This is a genomic window from Kamptonema formosum PCC 10802, from assembly GCF_000332335.1.
In the GTDB taxonomy this organism is placed as follows: domain Bacteria; phylum Cyanobacteriota; class Cyanobacteriia; order Cyanobacteriales; family Oscillatoriaceae; genus Oscillatoria.
Genome location: NZ_KB235948.1, coordinates 3,029,215 through 3,049,485, shown reverse-complemented (window position 1 = coordinate 3,049,485; position 20,271 = coordinate 3,029,215). Strand labels below are relative to the sequence as shown.

15 protein-coding genes are annotated in these 20,271 nt (G+C 52.3%); 12 read left to right on the top strand and 3 right to left on the bottom strand.

Translation table 11 applies throughout. From position 1 onward, the window contains the following. Positions 1–95: 95 nt before the first annotated feature. Both OSC10802_RS0113090 and OSC10802_RS49700 read right to left on the bottom strand, forming a co-directional pair. Positions 96–650, bottom strand: coding sequence for a 1,2-dihydroxy-3-keto-5-methylthiopentene dioxygenase (locus OSC10802_RS0113090; protein ID WP_017717217.1), 555 nt, complete (start codon positions 648–650; stop codon positions 96–98). 63 nt (positions 651–713) lie between these two features. Beyond that, on the bottom strand, positions 714–917 hold the full coding sequence (locus OSC10802_RS49700; protein WP_155967676.1) for a hypothetical protein: 204 nt from the start codon (positions 915–917) through the stop codon (positions 714–716). 257 nt (positions 918–1,174) lie between these two features. Here OSC10802_RS49700 and OSC10802_RS0113080 point away from each other — a divergent pair, with 257 nt between their 5' ends. After that, a complete protein-coding gene (locus OSC10802_RS0113080; protein WP_017717215.1) occupies positions 1,175–1,585 on the top strand; it encodes a hypothetical protein in 411 nt (136 codons plus the stop codon). Positions 1,586–1,611: 26 nt separating this feature from the next. Here the strand turns inward: OSC10802_RS0113080 and OSC10802_RS0113075 are convergent, their stop codons facing one another. Then, positions 1,612–2,406, bottom strand: coding sequence for an SDR family oxidoreductase (locus tag OSC10802_RS0113075; protein ID WP_232731671.1), 795 nt, complete (start codon positions 2,404–2,406; stop codon positions 1,612–1,614). 66 nt (positions 2,407–2,472) lie between these two features. Here OSC10802_RS0113075 and OSC10802_RS0113070 point away from each other — a divergent pair, with 66 nt between their 5' ends. The 11 genes from OSC10802_RS0113070 to OSC10802_RS0113005 all read left to right on the top strand — a co-directional run bounded on the left by OSC10802_RS0113070 (position 2,473) and on the right by OSC10802_RS0113005 (position 20,230). After that, positions 2,473–3,357, top strand: coding sequence for a YihY/virulence factor BrkB family protein (locus tag OSC10802_RS0113070; protein WP_017717213.1), 885 nt, complete (start codon positions 2,473–2,475; stop codon positions 3,355–3,357). Between the two features lie 358 nt (positions 3,358–3,715). Then, the gene (locus OSC10802_RS0113065) at positions 3,716–4,255 is read left to right on the top strand and encodes a Dps family protein (RefSeq protein ID WP_017717212.1); all 540 of its coding nucleotides are present in this window, start codon (positions 3,716–3,718) and stop codon (positions 4,253–4,255) included. A gap of 652 nt (positions 4,256–4,907) precedes the next feature. Next, positions 4,908–5,258, top strand: coding sequence for a hypothetical protein (locus tag OSC10802_RS39995; protein WP_017717211.1), 351 nt, complete (start codon positions 4,908–4,910; stop codon positions 5,256–5,258). A 200-nt stretch (positions 5,259–5,458) separates the two neighbouring features. After that, on the top strand, positions 5,459–6,250 hold the full coding sequence (locus tag OSC10802_RS44320) for a glycosyl hydrolase 108 family protein (protein WP_017717210.1): 792 nt from the start codon (positions 5,459–5,461) through the stop codon (positions 6,248–6,250). 443 nt (positions 6,251–6,693) lie between these two features. After that, entirely contained in the window at positions 6,694–11,994 is a 5,301-nt protein-coding gene (locus tag OSC10802_RS0113050) for an nSTAND1 domain-containing NTPase (RefSeq protein ID WP_017717209.1), read from the top strand. A 1,731-nt stretch (positions 11,995–13,725) separates the two neighbouring features. Continuing rightward, positions 13,726–14,961, top strand: a complete 1,236-nt coding sequence (locus tag OSC10802_RS0113035) for a sigma-70 family RNA polymerase sigma factor (protein WP_026098430.1) — start codon at positions 13,726–13,728, stop codon at positions 14,959–14,961. 5 nt (positions 14,962–14,966) lie between these two features. Further along, positions 14,967–16,130 (top strand): DUF1822 family protein, encoded by a 1,164-nt coding sequence (locus OSC10802_RS0113030; protein WP_017717206.1) that lies wholly within the window; start codon positions 14,967–14,969, stop codon positions 16,128–16,130. A gap of 491 nt (positions 16,131–16,621) precedes the next feature. Then, positions 16,622–16,954, top strand: a complete 333-nt coding sequence (locus tag OSC10802_RS0113025; RefSeq protein ID WP_017717205.1) for a hypothetical protein — start codon at positions 16,622–16,624, stop codon at positions 16,952–16,954. Between the two features lie 390 nt (positions 16,955–17,344). Continuing rightward, positions 17,345–19,102, top strand: coding sequence for an arginine--tRNA ligase (gene argS / locus OSC10802_RS0113015; protein ID WP_017717203.1), 1,758 nt, complete (start codon positions 17,345–17,347; stop codon positions 19,100–19,102). A gap of 298 nt (positions 19,103–19,400) precedes the next feature. Then, complete coding sequence (locus OSC10802_RS0113010) at positions 19,401–19,661, top strand: hypothetical protein (protein WP_017717202.1); 261 nt, start codon at positions 19,401–19,403, stop codon at positions 19,659–19,661. A gap of 197 nt (positions 19,662–19,858) precedes the next feature. Further along, positions 19,859–20,230 carry a sulfite exporter TauE/SafE family protein gene (locus OSC10802_RS0113005; protein ID WP_017717201.1) on the top strand — a complete coding sequence of 124 codons (372 nt, stop codon included), beginning with the start codon at positions 19,859–19,861 and terminating at the stop codon, positions 20,228–20,230. The last annotated feature ends 41 nt before the right edge of the window (positions 20,231–20,271 follow it).

Genomic DNA, 20,271 nt, shown 5'->3' with positions numbered 1-20,271 from the left:
AGGACAGGCGTCCCGCCTGTCCCTAGGGGAACTGTCCCACTGCGGGCGAGCGGGTAGGGCTAAAGCCCAACTACAAACATTTTCTAGTTAGAGGCTCAGACGGTGGCTAGGGGGCTCAAGCGGATGGGGGTGCCGGTGTATTCGGGCACCCAGCCTTCGGTGCCGGTGAAGTAGCGCACGGCTTTGATGCGGCGGGTTTGTGTGAGGTGGAACCAGTGTTCGGTGCCGGCGGGGACGTTGATGTATTCTTCGGGTTGGACTGTGAGTTCGACTTGGGTGCCGTCGGGGCGGACAAAGCCGAATACGCCCTCACCGGCAATGATGTAGCGCACTTCGTCATCGGCGTGGGTGTGGGAGCGGTTGAATTTGGACAGCAGGGTGTCGAGATTGGGCACGTCTGGGTGCAGGGCGATGATGTCGCGAGACTGGTAGCCGCCGGTGCGCTTGAGTTCGTCAAAGTAGCGGTCGAGGGATTGCAGGAGTTGCTCTTTTTCGCTGTCGGTGAGGGTGTCTTTGGCGAGTAGGGCGCGGGTTTGGGGGTCGTCTCCGACGGGCCACCGGCTCAGCTGGATGTTCAGGGAAGCGAGTTGGCGCTCAATGTCGGTGAGGTTGGTGTGAGTGGTGCCGTCTTCGAGTCGCAGAATGGCCATAGCAGGTTTTTGGTTGGCTGTGGGAACAGGATCGGTGAGCTGGGCAGGGGAATCTCAACTGTATCAAAGATTGCTTTGCGCCGGCGATTGCCGCTCTCGCCCTGCTATTGATTTTAGATTTGGGATTTTTAGTTTGACAGGAGGCGGCGTTCCGGTCAAGCCGGCACCGGGGTGCGAAATATAGGTGCGCATGAATGTGGCGTCGTTACTGGCGATTGAATTGCCAGCACCGGCATCCCAACCGGAAATGGCCGCGCTCTCTGGCACCCCTGTCTGCCTTTCCCTCCAGCTGGGGAACCGAAATGGGCGCGGCGGATTGCCGCAGCATGCCTGAGTGCTTCATGCAGCTGTTTTCCCTAACTGTCGCCCCGCTAGATTTGGGGAATTTTGCCTCAGCTGTGCCCCTGTATCTAACCTTTTACAGAGGACTTTTCCTCTCAGCTAGGCTATCCTATATAAGCGGGTGTATTGGAGAGGGGTGATTTTAAATTTTAATAGGTGGGAGCCTTTGTTTCTGGAAAGCAATGAATAAACAAAACGAGACAAAGCTGATAGGTGACATGATAGTTCTGGGCGTTCACATGTCGGGCGTGATAGGATGTGACGCTGAAACGCGAAGGATTTCTCGTTCTGCCGTGGGGCAATACTTCGCTACAGGACAAGCTAGAAGAGCCATCAGGAGCTGTATTGAGAAGGCGAAAGATAATCCTTTACGGCTGTCGCAAAATAAGCATATACAAGTTCAGGTAACTCCTAGAATAGGTCGGGCAATTCAAACAGGAGAGATGGAATCGGTGTTGGGGCTGAAAGAGTTTTTAGAAGAGATAAGCGAAGAAACGGATACGGTAACAGTCATAGGGCGCTCTGCGAGTGAGGATGAAGTTTTGTTAATAAGGGGGACGGGTGAGGGCGGCAAAAGTAGGGTGCTTGAGTGAGGCACCCTACCCGTCTGGCAGAGGGCTCAACCGATGATGAGTGACTCGCCGCCATCGATCCAAATTTCAGTGCCGGTGATGTGGCTGGAAGCGTCCGACGCCAGGAATAGCACTAATTGCGCCACCTGTTCGGAACTCCCCGGTTTGCCGTCAGTCAGCGGGATTTCTCCTTCTGGATATTCAGCGGGTTCCTTGACCTTTTCCAGATGGCGCAGCTCTGTGTTTTTATCAATAGAAGTTGAGATCGCGCCGGGACAGATGACGTTGACGCGAATCCGGTGCTTGGCGAGTTCGAGGGCTAGCATTTTTGTAAGGGCCACCTGGGCGGCTTTGGTGCAAGAATAAGCTGTCGCGCCGGTGTTGCTGAAAACGCGGGTGCCATTGATGGAGGACGTGATGATGACTGAGCCGCCCTGTTTTTTGAGATAGGGCACGGCATATTTGACGGTGAGGAAGGTGCCGGTGAGGTTGATGTTAATGGTTTTGTCCCACTCTTCTGGCGCTAGCTCCTCGATGGGTGCCCAGACTCCGTTAATACCGGCATTGGCAAATACAATGTCGAGCCGGCCCCACTGCTCGATAACCTTCTGGTAAGCTTGCTGCATTTGCTCGGGCTGCGAGATGTCGGCGACAGCCGGCATGGCTTGTGAGCCGGCGCGGTTTATATGCGCCACAACGGCTTTCAATTTATCCTCTGTACGGTCGAGCGCCGCCACCAGTGCGCCTTCTTTTGCCAGCAATTTTGCTGCCGCCTCACCGATACCGGAGCCGGCTCCCGAGATCAGCGCTACTTTACCTGCGAGTTGCATAGCTTTTTTCATCCTTCAGTTAGAAGCCATTAAAGCGGCTCTCAGGATAAAATTCATCCACCGAAAGGAGCAGAGTCGATGAATCTAAAGGCTATTGGGTTGCTGTTCAAAGAGACGTTTGTGCAGTGGCAAGAGGATAAAGTGCCGCTCTTGGCGGCGGCGCTGGCATATTACACGGTGTTTTCTATCGCACCGCTGCTGGTTATCGCGATTGCCATTGCCGGTTTGGCATTTGGCCCGGAAGCGGCGCAAGGTCTGGTGGTGAGCGAACTTAAACATTTAATCGGCATTGAGGGTGCGGAAGCTCTCCAAGCGCTGCTGCAAAATGCCTACAAGCCTCAGTCGGGCACGATTGCCGGCTTGATTGGCGTCGCCACGCTGTTGCTAGGCGCTTCCGGCGTGTTTGCCCAGCTCAAAGAGTCGCTCAACATTATCTGGCACGTTTCGCCCCAGCCCGGGCGCGGGGTGATAGGCTTTATTAAAGACCGCGTTTTGACCTTCGCAATGGTGCTGGCGATCGGCTTTTTACTGCTGGTGTCGCTAATAGTTAGCGCCACGCTGGCTGCGATTGGCCAGTGGTTTAATAGCTGGCTGGCAATTCCGGTAAGCGTCTGGCACTGGATAGATGGGCTTGTCTCGTTTAGCACGATTGCGCTGCTGTTTGCCCTGATGTATAAAATCTTGCCCGATGCCAAAGTGGCGTGGGGTGATGTTTGGATTGGCGCGGCGATTACGTCGCTGCTGTTTACTGCCGGCAAATTTTTGATCGGGCTATATCTCGGCAATAGCGGTATCGCTTCCGCCTACGGCGCAGCCGGCTCGTTCGTCATTATTTTGATTTGGATTTATTATTCGGCTCACATTCTGTTCTGGGGGGCTGAATTTACCCAAGTGTACGCGAACCGGTATGGCTCCCAGATTGTCTCCCGCGCTGAGCTAAAGGCGCTGGGTTCTGACTCCTGACTCGCTTGCCGCCCAACCCTGACGCCGCACGCCGGCACAGCAAGATTTTATCCGCAAAGTGCGCCGGCTGTACCGCTGGGTAGACAGGCGAAAAAAATGCCGGTGGCTGTGGGTAGCAGGGGCTTGACCGCTGGCTCGCCCGCCCCCCGCTTTGCTTGCCGAGAGGGGGTAGGGCGTGAGGGAAAGTCCCCGCTTAAGTTGCTGGCTCCTTTATACTAAACGAGGAAAATTCGAGTCCTGCCGGCAGCAGATATATTGTTCTATTCCGCACCATTAATTATCCTCCTTACGACTGATTTATGCGACAGATTAATTTGATGAAATGAAGGGAATAACCCACCGTTTGTAGGAGTCTTTCATGCGCAATTTAAACATAGGTCTTACTGATGAGCAGCTTCAGGGCGTCACCGACTTATTGAATCACGATCTGGCAGATGCTTACCTGTTGCTGATCAAGACCAAGAAGTACCACTGGGATGTTGTGGGCCCGCAATTTCGCTCGCTGCACCAGTTGTGGGAGGAGCACTATAATGCCTTAACCGCTAACATTGACGCTCTTGCCGAACGGATTCGATCTTTGGGCGGCTATCCGATCGGCACGGCTGAAGGCTTCCTGAAATATGCCTCGATTAAAGAACACATCGGCGACTTGCCTTTAGCCACAGAAATGGTGGCTCGCTTAGTAGACGACCACGAGCAGATTATCCGCAACCTTCGCCAGCATGTGGACCAGTGTTCTGGAGAATTTCACGACCAAGGAACAGCAGACTTTTTGACGGGTTTTATGGAGCAGCACGAGCAGATGGCTTGGATGTTGCGTTCGTTTATTGAAGGGCAAGGGATTTCGCCAGACGGCGAGCAGCCAAAATCAGAAACCGCAACTGCTGCTCTCGTCTAGCTTTTTATTATTAGAGCGAAGCTAACTTAAGTAGGGTGGGTTGCGCGGTTGAGCTTCTCCCACCCTACAAGCTGTCTTTCAGCTAAGCGCCTTCTTCATCCTTTGTCAGGGACTGAGACACCCGGTTTCTTTAAGAAACCGGGTGTCTTATGCGTACTGCCCGCCAATTCGCAATAAGCTCTAATTAATGATAATCAAAAGGGAGGGCTTAGCTGAAGGCAGCCTCCTGCGCTCCCCCGCTGCCGCCCTGCCGGCCTGCTCCCTTGCTCCTCTGCCTAAAAATGCCCCACATCTGAAAAACCCACCCCGGAAAGGGGGGTGGGGGGGAGAGGTTTGTCCCGCGCCAGGGCGGGTTCCGCGGACGAGATGCCGGTGGGGCTAAAGCCCAACTACTTTCCTTTGGGCTAAAGCCCAACTACAAACTAGGCACCGGCAGTGGCGGGGAATTGCGATGGCCCTCACAGCGGCGAAAAGCCCGAAAAGCTTTCCCCAGCGAACTTTCAGCCATTTTCCCTAACTCTTTTTTGGGGGCGCGTGCATAAAAAAGCAGAGCCTAATCTAATAAATCAACAGTTAAAGGTTCGAGCGCAAGGTTCCAAATTGCAGCCGAATCCAATAACGAACTCCCAAAATACTACCCAATAAATGTGATATGACTACAGTTAAAAGTTCTGACAGCAATCCGTTTGATGACTCTCAAAATCTCTCAGCGCCAGAGCCTATCAACCCGCCAACCTTATATAATAGTGCCGCCAAAAGCCTGTTTCAGAGCAAAACTTTTTGGGGAATAGTTTTTGCCACCACAGCGGCTATTGCCCCGATTGTAGGGAGCGCTGTAAAAGAAGGCAAACTCACCGTTGACCATACCGTCAATATCGTGATTATTCTCTGTGGCGCTGGAGGAGCGGTTGTCGGTCGTGTCCAAGCCAAAGAAGCAGTCTACACCCCGAATTGGGCTCCCGGACCCAACCAATCCGACTTTCCTAAAATTTCCAACTCTTAAACGATAGCTATCAGAGCAACAGCGGATATCTCTTCCGCACAACTATTATTCCCGGCGACGATTTAGCCAAGACTTTCCCTGCGATGTAATTGAGAGCGGTTGCGAGAGACCCGTTGCAGTTCCGAAAAACGGGTTTCTCCCCTCCCCCAGGGATTGAAATACTTTGAGAATTCTAAACTCTCTATCAGTGAGGTGCAGCGATGAAACTTGCAACCCTAGTTAAAGACAGCAAAGTGCTTGATTGGCAGACCCTCGGCAGTGACCATGAATTAGTGCGCGAAATCCAAAAGCGACTCAGTGAAATTGGTTTGTTGAAGGAGTCGAAACTTGATGGGTCCTTCGACCCCCTAACCCAGGCAGCTATAATCGGTTTCAGCCAAAACGTTTTCCTCGACAACGGTAAGACGGGTTTGTTTGGCCCTACTTTCGCCAAGAAGTTGATTGAATTATCCCCCACAGTAAAGACTGATGAAAATAGCGCTCTGGAAATTGCCCTGAAATTTACTTTGCAGTGGGAAGGGGGCTATGTCAATCATCCCATCGATCTGGGTGGGCCGACGAATAAGGGGATTACACAAGCTACTTACAATTCATACAGAAGCAGCAATAACCTCCCCTATGAAAGTGTGAAATTTATTACAGATGGGGAGGTTTACGAGATATATTCCAAGCGGTATTGGCAGCGCTCTCATGCTGAGTTAATGGAAACGCCTCTAGCTGTAGTGCAGTTTGATACAGCAGTTATGTTTGGCGTCAAAGGTGCCATCCAGTTTTTGCAGGAAGCCCTAGGTGTTACCGCTGACGGCATTTTTGGAACCGAAACTGAAATGGCTTGGCTGTCTAGCAACAGCCAAGAAATCGCCCTACAGATGATTGAAGGAAGAATCCGTTACCACAAGCAATGGGTTAAAAATAATCCAGAGCAAGAGGTTTTTTTGGCCGGCTGGCTGAATCGGGCTGAAAATTTGAGAGAATTTCTTCTCAATCTGTAAGTCGAGCCGGTTGGAATTTCGTAATAGCAGCTAACGCTTAAAGTTTGGGGCAGGATTGCGTACTGACACCATTCTCAATAAGCGATCAGCCCAACCTTGGGACATTCCTCCAGCGAGAGGCTTTGAGGGAATTTCATCTTGCCACTTGCCAAGGGAAAGGATTTCCCATATAATGTGTTAAGATAGAAAAATCGCAGACAAGCCTTCGCTCCTGAAAGCTTTTCTGTGAGGTACAATCAGAGCCAGCGGCCACCCACTTAAGCCAGGCCGGTCTTGCCTTCAGCCCGGACTCCCGAAGAAAGGTTTTTCGGCTTCCCTGTTCTGTGGAGCCGGTGCCTCCGGGAGAATGGGAAAATGAGATGCTGCCGGAAAAAAACGGTTTTTTGTCCCGTTTTTAGTTGGCAGCTAATTGACCAAGAAAAATTTATCTACCTTGAGATACAATGTCTCCAGTTAGCGTCAGGACGAGTCAGTCAGCGCAGGGATTAAAAACAGGCCAAGCCAAGCTGTGGATTCTCCTGGTAGGTGCGAACCACTACCAGGACGAAAGCTTGCCTTCTTTAGAGTATTCAGCTTTGGACTGTCAGGGGTTAGGCGAAGCCTTAGCCGAAGCCACGCTGGCCTTTCCTCAAAAGCAGCTTATTATTCATCACGATTTTGCGGAACTTCCCCCAAGGCTAGAGGCAGTCCACAACAGTCTCAAGCAAATTGTTTCGGCAGCCAAGGCACAAGATACCGTCCTGTTTTATTTTTCCGGGCACGGGTTGCTAGACAGAGAAAGTCAGCAGGCGATCTTGTGCCTGCAAGACACTCAGAAGGACGACCCGCTCAATACAGGTCTGAGCTTGCCAGAACTGTTAAACCTGTTGGGGAATTGTAAAGCCAGCCAGCAATTAATTTGGCTGGATGCCTGTCACAGTGGCAGCATGATGTTGCGGGGACAGCCGGTGGAGAGGAGCGATTCCGCCCAGAGTAGCGGCTCGATGCTGGCAGGTTCCAGGGGGGAAAGAGAAGCCGAAATCAATCCCGGCGCTTCTCTGCTCAATCCGTCCTCTCAATTGGTAGACGTTTTGCAGAAACGGGCGGCTCAAAGTCAGGGGTTTTATGCTTTGCTTTCCTGCGATCGCACCCAGAGATCGTGGGAATTTCCACAATTGGGGCATGGAGTGTTTACTTACTACTTAATGCGGGGGCTGCTGGGTGAAGCTGCCGACCAGCAGGGCGTCATTGACGCCGATGGACTTTATAAATATGTCTATCACAAGACCCTGCAATACATCGACAAGACGAACCAGCAACTGCGACTGATCAATCAGCAAAAGCGCAGTCGCGGCGAAACTAAGCTGTATCCGGAATATCCCTTACAAACTCCCAAACGAATTGTAGAAGGAGTGGGGGAGCTGATTCTGGGATTGAAACCCACCAGCGCAAATTTAAACCCCTCACGACTGGCAGTGGTCGTAGAAGGACTGTCCGGCGGCGAGAATTCCCTGGCCTTAAGTAAACTGCTGCGCCAAGCGGGAAATTTTCAACTGGAGTATTGGCACCGGCACGCAAGAACGCACTCAGAAGTGCGAGCCGCTATCCAAAATTGCCTGCGCTCGCACGTCGCTGTTGCGGGAGAATCGCAGTCCGAAGCCGAATCGCGTCACACGCCAGCAGTTGCAGACACAGAAACAGCTTTGCTGTACTTTCGAGGGCGGATTGAGCGGACTCTGGAAGGGGAAGTGTGGATGGTATTATCAGAAGAGGTGCGACTCAGCAGCTCTTGGTTGAGACAAGAATTGCGCCGGTCACAAACAGCTCAACAAATCGTCATACTGGACTGTCCTGGAGCCAGTTCGCTCTCCGACTGGCTAGAAGATTTGCAACTCAAACCCGAAGGGGGACAGTTGTTAATTGCAGCTGCAGCACCCGCCGAAAACCCAGAACGATTTGCCCAAGCATTGCTGGAAACGCTGCAAACCGCCGACCGGCAAGTGGGATTGCCGGTAGCCGGCTGGATTTCCCGATTGCAAATCAATCTGGCGGGGACAGGGATCTCGCTGCACATCTGGCTCTCCGGCGCAAAGGGCGTGATTGAAGTTATTCCCGGAAAAATCGGGTGGCGAGAGGGCGAAACAGCAGCCGGTGATGTGGGGGTTTGCCCTTACATGGGGTTGCAAGCTTTTGAGGAAGAAGACGCACAATTTTTCTACGGACGGGAAACTCTCACCCAGCACCTGGTCAGCGAACTGAATCGCCGAGCTTTTCTAGCAGTAGTCGGGGCGTCTGGAAGCGGCAAATCTTCTGTCGTTCATGCGGGATTGATTGCCCAGCTGCAGCAGGGAGTGCAGTTGCCAGGAAGCGATTCCTGGTGGGTCGAAAGCTTTCGTCCGGGTGCCCGTCCCCTTCAGGCTCTATCTTGCCGGCTGGCGGGCGCGGGAACCGAAGAAGAACGCGCCAGAGAGCAGATGCAACTGGAGGGCATGCTGTATCAGGGAGTGGAAGGATTCGTCTGCTGGTTGCGCTCGCGCCCCGAACCAATGGTGGTGCTGGTTGCCGACCAGTTTGAGGAAGTTTTTACCCTAGCGACAGCATCCGACCGGCAGGTGTTTTTAGACATTCTTTTGGGAGCCTTGGATTCTGCCGGCGACCGCTTTAAATTAGTGCTGGTATTGCGAGCGGATTTTATCACCTCTTGCTTGGAAGTGCCGGCACTGGTTGGACTTTTACAGCAGTCTAGCATATTAGTCCCGCCTTACCTGACAGCCGATGACTATCGCCGAGCCATTGTCAAGCCAGCCGAGAAAGTGGGCTTAAAGGTCGAGCCGGCACTCGTGAACGTGCTGTTGCAGGAACTCAACCGCTCACCCGGCGACTTACCCGTGCTGCAGTTTGTTTTAGAGCAATTGTGGGACTGCCGGCAGGGGGGCGAGTTGACGCTTGAGGCGTATCACCAAAAAATTGGCGGGCTGCAAGGAGCCTTAGAGCGAAAGGCGCAAGCCGTTTATGACAGTTTAGATGCGGAAGCCCGAGACTGCGCTCAGTGGATTTTTCTGGCGCTGACACAGCTAGGCGAGGGGAAAGAAGATACCCGCCGGCGAGCCTTCAAATCCGAACTGGCTGTGAGGAAATATTCACCCGATTTGGTAGAAAAAACGCTGCAAGCCTTAACTGCGGCCAAGCTCATAGTGATGAGCGCAGAATCGGAGGAGGCAGTGGTTGGCAGCAGCCGAGATGCGGACGCCACCCCGGTAGAGCCAGAAGACCAGATCCTGCAAAAAATGAAACAGGAAGTGACCGTAGAGGTGGCTCACGAGATATTGATTCGCCACTGGTCAACTTTGCGGTGGTGGTTGGAGGAAAACCGCGATCGTTTGAGAGTGCAGCGCCAGCTGGCGCAGTCAGCCCTACAGTGGAAACAGAACGGGCGACAGTCAGATTTTTTGTTGCCGGGAGTGCGTTTGGAGGAAGCCGAGGATATGTACGTCCATTATACCGACGAGCTATCGGAAGATGTCCTCCTGTTTGTTGCAGCTTGTTTGGAGGAAAAAAAGCGGCAGCAATTCGAGGACAGAAGAAGACTCAGACAGGCTCGAACCGCTGTCGCGGTGATTAGTGTTCTTGCCGTGGGAGCTTTGGGGTTGGGCGGTTTTGCTTTTCAGCAAAGCCTAAAAACTAAGCTTGAAGAGATCAAGGCATTAAATCCTCTGTCTGAGAACAATTTTTTATTGCACAAGCAACTGGATGCCCTCGCTGCCGGTGTCAAGGCAGGGCGACAGATCGAGCGGATGAAAAGGTTTGGGAATCTATTAGTATCTGTACCCGAAGATACTCAAGGCGAAACAGTAAGAGTTCTTGAAAAAGTAGTTTATGACATTCAAGAGCGCAACCGATTAGAAGGCCACAGTGATGAGGTTTATAGCGTGGCTTTCAGCCCTGACGACCAAATGATTGCTTCCGCCAGTAGAGACAAAACCGTCAGACTGTGGGCTAGTAACGGTCAGGTTATCAGAACTTTAACCGGTCATAGCGCCGGAGTCTGGGGAGTGAGTTTCAGTCCTGATAGCAAAATTGTTGCCTCGGCGAGTGGTGACACAACCATCAAACTCTGGAATACTAGCGACGGCAAGCTGCTGATAACTCTTACAGGGCATACAAAAGGAGTCAATAGTGTGAGTTTCAGTCGCGATGGCCAAATCATTGTTTCAGCTAGTGCTGATCAAACCATAAAACTCTGGAGGACTAGCGACGGGAACCTAATCAGAACTCTTGAAGGGCATGACGGCTATGTCAATAGTGCGCGTTTCAGTCCCGATAGCCAGACCATTATCTCCGCTAGTGATGATGGCACCATCAAACTTTGGAGGACTGGCGACGGGAAGCTGATCAAAACCCTTAAAGGGCATAGCAGTTGGGTTAAGAGCGCAAGTTTCAGCCCAGATGGCCAGTTGATTGCTTCAGCCGGTGCTGATAAAACCGTCAGACTTTGGAGAAGTAGTGATGGCTCCCCAGTGCGAATCATGACAGGGCATACGGATGAAGTCAATAGCGTGCGTTTCAGCTGCGATGGCCAGATCCTTGTCTCAGCGAGTCGAGATCGGACAGTAAAACTCTGGAAAATAAGCGATTCTAGCCCGCTAAGCACCTTTGAGGGGCATAGCGCTGAGGTCAGAGACGCGAGTTTCAGTCCTGACGGTCAGACGATCGCCTCCGCTAGTATGGACACAACCATTAAACTCTGGAAGATGATCGATAACTTTTCGGTCAGGCATGGTAAAAAGGTTTATAGTGTTAGTTTCAGTCCTGATAGCCGTGAGTTCGCTTCAGCCAGTCAGGACAATACCATCAAACTCTGGAGCCGCGATGGCAAACCACTGCGCACCCTCCAGGGGCATGCTGGTGCAGTCTATAGAGTCAGTTTCAGTCGCGACGGCAATACCCTCGCCTCAGGAAGTGCTGACAACACTGTGAAACTTTGGAGTCGCGACGGCTCTTTACTCCGCACCCTCTGGGGGCATAGCGCCGGTGTCAATAGTGTGAGTTTCAGTCACGACGGTCAGATGGTTGCTTCGGCTAGTAATGACAAAACTGTCAAACTTTGGAGGACGAAAGACGGCTATTTACTCCACACTTTCCTGGTAAATAGCCCAGTCAAGAGTGTCAGTTTCAGTCGCGACGGCAAGACCATCGCCTCGGCTAGTAATGACGGAAAAGTCAAACTTTGGAGCCGCGATGGCAGACTGCTAAACACTCTCCGGGGACATAGCGAGCGGGTCAATAGTGTGAGTTTCAGTCCCGACGGCAATACGCTCGTCAGTGGCAGTGATGACAAAACTGTTAAGCTTTGGAGAATGAGCGACGGGCACCAGCTTCAAAGTTTTTCAGAACCTAAAAATATCGTCTGGGACGCGCGTTTCAGTCCAGATGGAAAAACGCTAGCCTCAGCCGATGAAGACGGAAAGGTCTACCTCTGGAGAATTAATGACGGTAAGTTGCTAAGAACCTTCTCGTCTGGATATCAAGCTGGGGTGATTAGCATAAGTTTCAGTCCAGATGGCAAGAAGTTCGCCACGGCCAGTTTGAACGACACCGTAAAAATCTGGAACATTGACACTGCGCAATTACAGCCCTTGGAGCTGGATTCTCTTTTAAGACGTGCCTGCGATTGGCTGGGCGATTATCTTCAGACCAATCCCAAGGTCAGCCCAGAGGATCGCCAACTCTGTTCCGGTTTGATAGCTAATCGCTCGCCTCAGTGACAAATCTATAAAGCCCTTACATTATAAGCTTTTCCGAAATGAAACAGAGTCGGGCGAACTCACAAGCGGAAACTTTGACTCTGAAAGGACGATTCGATAACTTAAGGCTTTATTAAAAAATTAGAGCTTTGGAGTCAAAGTTAAATTCTGCTATCAGAGGGAGAAGCCTCAGCTAGAATGGGCCTGCATAATTAAGCTGGACATGGCCAGAGACAGAAACCAGGTTTCTTAAAGAAACCTGGTTTCTCGCTGTTCCGTTTTGCACTCAGACTTAATTCTCTCAGAGAAGAGGGCATCTGGCTGAGGTCATTTAGAACAATATAGCCAGTGCTATAAGAGCACACTTGAAATACGCCTGGACTTTCATGGCCTTAAACTTTAAGGCTCAGAACCCTGTAAGTTTGATACTCGATATGATGGCTCTGTACGCTCTGGAGAACAGTCGTCATTTGCATTTGGGTTAGGTGGCATTACTAGATATCCTTGATCTGTACGGCCTGGATCGCAGTTGTCCTTTGCGGGAACTTGATTTTTAGCCCCTTTATCAGTTTGGTTAGACATATCACCATTCTCCATTTTTGACATATCCTTAATACACCGGCACGCAACACTATCCAGTTTACTCCCTCCTGAAGAGGTATTTCCCTTCTACCTCCCCAGGAGGAGGGGCGCGAGCGCTTCAGGGGAAGCTTGGCCTCCGCTAGAGAGGGCGGCATTGAGGCTCTGGGCCATTACCCAGTCACCTCTTCCGCAGTCTCCAGGGACATAGAACTCTCCGCGATGAGCGGGGTTCCCTCGAAAGCGACTGGCTCAAACTGAGACGTCGCTGTCTGCGATTCCCCCGCCATCCCTCCAGGGGCTGGGGGCTACCGTTGTGCCCTCTCACTTAATTTTATGAGAGAATAGGGCATCGGGCAGAGGGGAATTATAAAAATATAGCTTGCGGCGCTATAATCTCACCCTTGCAGAGCGCATTACCTGTCATTAATCACGGGTTTTGGTTTGTTTTTTTCTGAGATTATTCGCTTTTGCATGGAGGGTCTGTACTTCCTGGGGGACACGGATTTTCTGTTGTTTCTTGAACTTGATTATTAAGAAGGCTATCAGTTAGGTTTGGCATATGCACCATTTCCCATTTTTGGCAGATCCTTAATACACCGGCACGCAACACTATCCAGTTGACTCCCTCCTGAAGAGGTATTTCCCTTCTACCTCCCTGGGAGGAGGGGCGCGAGCGCTTCAGGGGAAGCTTGGCCTCTGCTGGGGAGAGCGGGATTGAGGCTCTGGGCCATTACCCAGTCACCTCTTCCGCAGTCTCCAGGGGCTACCCCAGTTTGGAGGAATCTGACTCTCCCCCCGCAACTCCCTCAGTCCACCCTCCAGTTGGAGGGGCGCTTCGGGCGGGGCGGCTTGGACGCAACTGTCCTGGATGAGTCTTGGCTGTCCGCTGTACTATATTTGAGTGAACAGTTCGGGAGCATCCCGGTTGCGCAAAGAAGCCCATATCAATGCGACAATGATTTCACCAGGGGGTAGAAGCAGAAGATTTTTGGCCAGCTGAATCCCGGGAACGGGATTGAAACAACCCCTTCATCCAGTTCATAGGTTTGCTTTTGCTTCCTTATGCACTTAACCCCCTCTCACCTCCCCCTCCCTGCTTGCGGGGACGGGGTTGGGGGGTGGGGTTCATCCGGTAATTGTGTAACGTACTCAACCCGAAGCGTGTGATATATGCGTCCCCGTCAGAGCCTGATTGACATGTTTTCCACGTTCCTGCAATTTAACGCCGAGCTGCCCGCCGGCTGGGCCAGCGACCCGAAACTGCGCCGGAGTATGCAAAACTGCCTAGAGCAATTGCAGAGGTCGGAAAAAGAGGAAAATTTTTGGGCGCTGTACTGGCACAAACTGTGGAAAGCTCAACCGGCACCTCAGGCGGGACATGCCGGCACAACTCTCGCACGCTCGCACCTGACGGCTTACTTGCAAGAATCCTGTTACTGGACGGCCAAAAAAACCTCGGCCACCTTGGCCAGCACCCACTACGCGCTCTCTGACTGTTTCCAGATGGCCATCTCTGCGGTCGATACTGTCCTCAAGGGATTTAACCCAACGCAGGGATACAGCCTGAAAAACTATGCCAGCGCCATTTTCAGCAGTGCGCTGCGCAACGAGCTGCGACAGCGCCAGGAGGTCGATGTTTCCACGAATTGGGCCCTATTGCGCCGGCTCAGCCAGAAGCGGCTGGTGGAATCTTTACAGCAGGCTGGCCGGTCAGGCGAAGAAATTGCTAGCTACGTTTTAGCCTGGAAATGCTTCAAAACCCTGTACGCGCCGGCGCAAGCCACTGCAACTCGCCAACTCCCCCCACCGGATAGCGCCACAAAGGAAGCGATTGCCAATCTTTACAACAAAGAGCGCCTGAACGAACTCAGCCCATCCGCTCCCAAGTGCAGCGCCGATCTCTTGGAAAAATGGCTGCTGACTTGCGCCAAAGCCGCTCGCTCCTATCTATATCCGGCTCAGGTTTCCCTAAATGCGCCTACGTCTGGAGACGATTCTGATGAGTTCCTCTCCGATCTTCCAGACAGTCTCTCAGAATCTTTACTCACCGAAATCATTGACCGGGAAGAAGAACAGAATCGATTGGCGCTGGCAACCCAGATGCGTGCGGCTTTAACCGCCGCGCTCAACAGTCTCGACAGTCAAGGACAAACCTTGCTGCAACTTTACTACGGTGAAGGCTTAACTCAACAGCAGATAGCCCGTCAGCTGGAAATCAAGCAGTACACTGTTTCTCGCCGGCTTACCAAATCCAGGGAAACCCTGCTGCTGGCGCTGGCGCAGTGGAGCCAAAATGCCCTGCATATTTCTCTGGCTTCAAACCTATTAAAAGATATCAGCCAAATTCTAGAAGGCTGGCTCAATTCCCACTACAGGCCACCTGAACTGTCCTCTGAAATGGAGTAGCTCTTATGAGTGAGGAGACGCTTATTTTTGAACCCACCCAAGTCTGGCTAGAGTTGGCCCGCGAAGATATAACTCGCGCTTGGCCGCAAAGTCAATCTTTTGTCTGGCCAAACTGTCGCTGGAATGCCTATCTCAATCAACTCACCCTCAGTGCCGTGCTTCCCTGGGTGCAAGAGGAGTACGCACCGGCAGCCAAGCCTTGGCCATCTCGGGCAGCGCTGCTCAGTTTTTGGCAAGCCGTCACTGGAACGGCTATTGAATTAGATAACGCTCGACTGGTATTCATTCCTACCGATACCATCGACTTGAGCGAATTGCGCGTCCCGCAAGAATGGGTAGATATTCCCAGTTGGGCGGCTGACTATTATATAGCAGCGCAAGTCAATCCGGATGAAGGAGGTGTGCTCCTTTGGGGATATACCACTCACGAACACTTGAAAACAGCCGGCACCTACGATAGCCGCGACCGCACCTACTCTTTGCCGTCCGACGAGCTAATTCTCGACCTGAATGTCCTGTGGGTGGCGCGCCAGCTGTGTCCGCAAGAAACAACCCGTGCGGCGCTCGCACCTCTGCCTATTTTACCGCAAAACCAAGCCGAAAACTTGCTCCTGCGTTTGGGCAATCCTGAGATTTATGAGCCTCGACTGGCCGTCCCTTTTGAACTGTGGGGAGCCTTGCTGGAACATGGCGGCACTCGACAGCAGCTGTACGAACGGCGTCTGGGATTGCCAGAGCAGCGGTCTGTCAAAAACTGGCTGAGTTCTGGGGTTTCATACCTAGCCGAAAATATCGGCTGGGGACTCCTTGAGCTTCAGGCAAATGTTGCAGGATCTAGAGGAGAAGAATCACCGGCAGAGCGGGCCGTCTCTCGCCCACTGCTCATTGCCGGTCAGTCCTATGAATTGCGCGTCTTTCCTGTAGATGATTCCGACCCGCCGGTTTGGCGCTTTCAACTGCGAAATACCTCTCCGGGTGGATTAATTCCAGGCGGCTTTAAGTTAAGAATTTTAACGGAAGACTTGCAAGCCTTTGACAATAATGAAGATGTGGCAGAACTGGCGCGAGACGAGCTTTACATCGAGGTGTCTTTGGCTCCGGGAGAAGGATTAGTGTGGGAGACAGAACCGTTTCCCGAAAATTACGACCGAGAAATCTTGCGCTTCTAAATTGCATAGAACGGGACTGAGAAACCCGGTTTCTTAAAGAAACCGGGTTTCTGGGCAGTAGTCCATCCAAAGGAGAAACGCGATATCCCAGGCCCAAAAGTTCGTAGTTGGGCTAAAGCCCAAAAGTTCGTAGTTGGGCTAAAGCCCAAAGTTCGTAGTTGGGCTAAAGCCCAAAAGTTCGTAGTTGGGCTAAAGCCCAAAGTTCGTAGTTGGGCTAAAGCCCAAAGTTCGTAGTTGGGCTAAAGCCCTACAGACGGTCAAATTCCTGGAAAGCTGCGCCTGCCGGCAGCGCAGGCAAATTTAATATTTCCTTTATAAATTAGCCAGCATTCAGGGCAATAGAGCGCACTGAATATTAACGGGTTGCGCCGCACAGGTGGAGCGCAGCAAACACTTCGCCTGACCGGCGTCAGGGCGACTCGCCACACGCAACTGTGCCGGCGGATTTACGTAATTTTACGGATAGTGTTTCCCGGATTGTACGGATAGGGATGCTGCGGAACAAGCGCTCAACCAAAATTAGCACTTCTGCTGATGTCATTGCAGGAACGGCGCGACAAGATAAAAGTAGCAACGAGTTGAAAGAGGTGAATCTTATGCTCATGCAAAATCCCGTTCGCACCTTTCCCTATCTAAAACAGCAATCTGCCCTCTCTCTAGAGGATCTATTTGGCCAAGTCCTTCTCTCTGGCTTTCTCACTCCCATCGACCGGCAGCGGATTAGGGCTGTACTTTTAAACGACTCAATTTCCGAAGAGCATCACGCGATTATAAACCGCCTCCTTTACGGCGTGCGCCGGGGCTTTATCAAACTTGTTGTCTAATAATATAAGGGATTGCGCATACCTGCCAGAGAAACCGAATTTATGAAGGCTCTCCCGGCGGGGGAACCCCGCCCCTATTCTAGCGGAGAGCGAGAGCGACCCAGCTTCCCGACGAGCCGTAAATATTTAACGCTCTTTGGACAAATTTAAACCAGCCGAACTTTAATAACAGCCGGGCTTTCAAGGTCAGATAAACGGCAAAAAAAAGATAATAAATAAGGTGGAGTTCGCCCTTTTCTGCCACCGGCACTAGCCTTTGGCGCGCCGGCTACCCGATTGCCCCCCCTTGCAGGGTGAGGCAGCTTTGATGTTTGCGGCGAAAGCTTGCTACATTAGATAAGCACGACCCGCACGCTAACCGCTCTTTGGTCTAGCCTTCCGACTCGCATCATGAACTCCACCCTCGAACAGCTGAAAGCTCGCTTTGACCAAGCCTTCACCGCCGCCTTTGGCGACGGAATGACCGGCACCGATCCCATGCTCGTCCCCGCCAGCAATCCCAAGTTTGGCGACTACCAGTCCAATGCGGCCATGTCCCTAGCCAAAAAATTGGGGAAACCTCCTCGCGCCATCGCAGAACAGCTGGTTAAACATCTCAATGTCAGCGATTTGTGCGCCCCTCCAGAAGTCGCCGGCCCCGGATTTATCAATCTTACCATCAAACCGGCATATCTGGAAAGCCAGCTGATGGCTGTGGGAGCTGATCAGCGCCTCGGAGTGCCTTTGGCAAAAACGCCGCAGCGGGAAGTGGTGGATTTTTCCAGCCCCAACATTGCTAAAGAAATGCACGTCGGGCACTTGCGCTCCACCATTATCGGAGACTGCATCGCCCGCATCTTGGAATTTAAAGGTCACGACGTGCTGCGCCTCAACCACGTCGGCGACTGGGGCACCCAGTTCGGCATGCTGATCGCCTACCTGCGGGAAGTTCACCCAGAAGCGCTCACCACAGCTAACGCCCTCGATTTAGGCGATTTAGTCAGCTTTTACAAACAAGCAAAAAAGCGGTTTGATGAGGATGAAGCGTTCCAAGAAACCGCCCGCAAAGAAGTAGTTAAACTGCAAGCCGGGGCCGAAGACACCCGCCGCGCTTGGCAGCTGCTTTGCGAGCAATCCCGCCGCGAGTTTCAAGTCATTTATGACATCCTCAACGTTGGCCTGACAGAGCGCGGCGAATCGTTCTACAACCCCTTGCTGCCAGCAGTGCTGGAAGATTTGGAAAAAACCGGCTTGCTGGTGGAAAATCAAGGCGCAAAGTGCGTTTTTCTGGAAGGCTTCACCAACAAAGAGGGACAGCCCCTGCCGCTGATCGTGCAAAAATCCGATGGCGGCTACAACTACGCCACGACAGATTTAGCAGCGCTGCGCTACCGCATCCAGCAAGACGGGGCAAAGCGGATTGTCTACGTCACCGATGCCGGTCAGTCCACTCACTTCGCCCAGTTTTTCCAAGTGGCAAAACGCGCCGGCTGGATTCCTGAAGGCGTGCAAGTCGTGCACGTTCCTTTTGGGCTGGTGCTCGGAGAAAACGGCACGAAGCTGAAAACTCGCTCTGGGGAAACAGTGCGGTTGCGGGATTTGCTGGATGAAGCCGTCGGGCGGGCGCGTGCGGATTTGGAAGCCAGACTCCAGGAAGAAGGGCGCGAGGAGTCGGAGGAATTTATCGCTGAAGTTGCCAAGGTTGTTGGCATCAGTGCAGTAAAATATGCCGACTTGAGTCAAAACCGCAACAGCAATTACATCTTCAGTTACGACAAGATGCTGGCTTTGCAGGGCAATACGGCTCCTTACATGTTATATGCCTATGTGCGGATTCGGGGGATCAGCCGGCAGGGTAACATCGATTTCGACCGTCTGGGATCGGACGCCAAAATTCTGTTGGGGGAGGAAACCGAACTCGTACTGGCGAAGCATTTATTGCAGCTGAGCGAAGTTATCGCCCAGGTTGAGGATGATTTGCTGCCCAATCGCCTCTGCCAGTATCTGTTTGAACTCAGCCAGAAGTTCAATAAGTTCTATGAGGAGTGTCGCGTCTTGCAGTCGGATGAACCGCAGCGCACATCCCGCTTGGCGCTGTGCGATTTGACGGCGCGAACCCTGAAGCTGGGACTGTCGCTGTTGGGAATTCAAGTCCTCGACCGGATGTGATTCCTCTTTGGCGTTGCATGCCATATTGTCTATAGGGGCAGGAAAGCGTGCCTGCCGGTGCCCCCCCGCGCCTGCCGGTGCCCCTGACAACCTCTCCAGGGTGCACCGGCGGGGCTAAAGCCCAACTACAAACTGTGGGGCTAAAGCCCAACTACAAGCCGTGGGGCTAAAGCCCAACTACAAACCTTGGGGCTAAAGCCCAACTACCAACGGTGCGCCGGCAATCTGCGAGCCGGTGTCAACTCAGCGGGCTATAAGCCCAACCCCTAGAATGTCAATTGATTGAAAGGAGTAGCTAATGAGTCCCAAATACTACCTGACTTGGCGCAACAAGTTTTTGACGACTGATGCGGAAACCATTGACGATATGATAGACGGGCTGGAAGCCGCAGTCGAGGATCTGCGCGCGATGCGTTCCGCCGGCGTTGTTCTGGAGGGAGGCGCTGAGGACGACTACGCTCACTTCTTCACTTCCGATCCCGCCGTCGCCAAAAGATTTGGATTTGAAGAGGAAGAAGAATTTGAGGAAGACTATTTGGAGGAGGAGAATTTTTCCTAAACTATTTTATCCTTTCTGGGGCACTGCCAAAAAGTAGGGGCTCCCCAGGTGGCTGCCCCCCCTTCCTCCCCTTTGCCACTAGAACGCCGGTCAGAACAATCCGGTTTCTTTTCCTCGATTTTTAATCCCAGACTTCCGCTCTATAACACCTGGCTGGCTGTCATTTTTCACCTTCTGAAAAAATTGAAACTTTACGCATGCCTAACATTTTACTCTCACTCCTCCTCATCGGTTTAGTTGCCGGCGTTGCCGGCGGTATGTTCGGCATTGGTGGCGGCGCAATTATGGTGCCGGCAATGGTGCTTCTGCTGGGCATGGATCAAAAGTTCGCCACCGGCACTTCTGTTGCCGCTCAGATTTTGCCCATTGGCATTCTGGCCGCCATTGTCTACTATCAGAAGGGCAACCTCAATATTAAGTATTCCCTGGTGATTGCTCTTGGTCTGGTCATTGGCAACCTTTTCGGGGCGATATTCGCCAATCAGCCCTACATCAGCAGCGAGACGATGAAAAAACTCTACGGCATCTTTCTCCTGGTCATTGGGACTCGGTATTTATTCTTTAGGTGACTGAGATTTAGAAACCGGGTTTCTCCAATAAATCCGGTTTC